The organism is Luteibacter sp. P4_D7_3 (assembly GCF_056401735.1).
This window is the reverse complement of sequence record NZ_JBFUIT010000507.1, coordinates 1-1,771: the sequence shown is the minus strand read 5'-3', so window position 1 is coordinate 1,771 and position 1,771 is coordinate 1. Positions and strand designations below refer to the sequence as shown.

Below are 1,771 nucleotides of genomic sequence, written 5' to 3'. Positions count from 1 at the left end.
CCGAACAGGTTATAGCCACGAATCACCGGCTCGTTCGGAATGACGTCGAGCAATGGCAGCGGCGTGACTTCATCGCTCAAGGCGCCGTAGACGAACACGGTCGCGCCATGGGCCAGTGCGGCGAGCAGTGTCGGGAACTGGGAACCTCCGACGGCTTCGAAGGCGAACGTCGCGCCTTTCCCGCCGGTGAGGCGTTTCACCTCGGCGACAAGATCCTGCTCCCCCGTGGCGATGACGTGTTTCGCGCCCGCGGCGAGGAGCGCCTCACGCTTCGCACTCGTGCGGGTGAGGGCGATCGGTGTCGCGCCGAGCATGTTGATCATCTCGATCGCGCCCAGGCCCACACTGCTCGAGGCGGACGAGACGAGGACCACGTCGTCTTTCGTGAGCGGGTGGCGTTCGGCAAAGGCACCGTACGGTGTGATGTACGGATTCCAGATGGCCGTGGCTTCTTCGAAGGAAAGCCCGGCGGGAATCGCGACCACCGCATGCGCCGGCGCGAGGACGACTTCACCATAGAGACCGTAGTCGTTCTGCGAGAACGAAGGGATGGTTGTGACGGCGTCGCCCGGTTTGACGTGAGAGACCTCGGCGCCGACCGCGTCAACGATACCGGCGACCTCATACCCCAGTCGCGCAGGCAGGCGGACTTCCTCGACATAGCTGCCTTTGCGCCACATGGACTCGGCGCGATTCAGGCCGATGGCACGCACGGTGATGCGAGCTTCGCGCGGCCCCGGGGCGGCGACCTCTACCTCGCGGAACTGGAGCACTTCGGGTGCGCCATAGCTTTCGAACATGACGATGCGTGACATGGAGAAACCTCGGACAGAAGGGATGTGCCCAAACATGTGTCCGGGGCTTGCATAGAGAAGTTGCGGCGATGTCCGAACACTTCGGACATGGGCGGCGTGGGTGACCCCCGTAAAGCGATGTGCCCCTGGGTCCCGTTGCGGGATCCAGGGGCACGGGTGCCAGCCATGAGGGTTGGCCGGGTTTTCGATCAGCGACCGAGATCGCTCAGGAAGCGCTTCGTGTACTGCAGCGCCGTCGTGCTGGGGACGGAATTGCAGGTCGGCGAGGCGGACCCGCCGGCACACGGCGTGTCCCGGTCAAGCGACCAGAAGTGCACGCCCGCGAGCTTGTTGGTCGACGCGTAAGCCGTGATCTTGTCGACATTGGCAAGGCTGACCACTTCGCTCGAGGCATCGTTCACGCCGATCATCGGCGTGATCTCGATCTTGCTCAGGGGAATGCCGTAGGTGTGCTGCAGGTTGGTCACGGCCTGGATGGCGGACTGGCCCATGTCGCAGCTGCCATTGGCGACGACGCAGATGCCCGAGCTCGCACCGGAGCCATAGTCCATCGCCATCAGGTTGATGGTGTAGTTCACCAGTGCGGAGGCCTTGACCGCGCGGACCACCATGTCGCCTGTCGTGTTGACGCCGCCGAAGCTACCGTCCGACGCGGCGAGCGTGGCCAGCGTGAACGAGAAGCGCAGGTTGGGATACTGGCCTTGCGCGGCGACGGCACCGGCGATCAACGCGTTGATCTGCGCGGGTGTCTGTCCGGCCTCGATATCGAAATCGACGCCGACCATGTGTGGGCTCATGTAGGTCGAAATGAACTTGGCCATGCCCGCGTTGCTGCCGCAGGTAAAGGAACCCGCCTGGCCGCCGGTGGACACGACATAGTTGATGCCGGCACTGTTCAGGCGGCTGATATTAGCGCCGGCGAACGACGCGGCGGGAAGTCCGCCCCAGTTCTCGCT

The 1,771-nt window shown here is 64.2% G+C and carries 2 protein-coding genes; both read right to left on the bottom strand.

Annotation, left to right across the window (positions count from 1 at the left end; translation table 11 throughout):
• Positions 1-815, bottom strand: an 815-nt coding sequence (locus tag AC1DSN_RS22130) for a zinc-dependent alcohol dehydrogenase family protein (RefSeq protein WP_477332936.1), incomplete at its 3' end; no start/stop codon positions are given.
• A 188-nt stretch (positions 816-1,003) separates the two neighbouring features.
• Positions 1,004-1,771 (bottom strand): glycoside hydrolase family 18 protein (locus tag AC1DSN_RS22125; protein ID WP_477332934.1); only part of this gene is annotated, 768 nt, incomplete at its 5' end.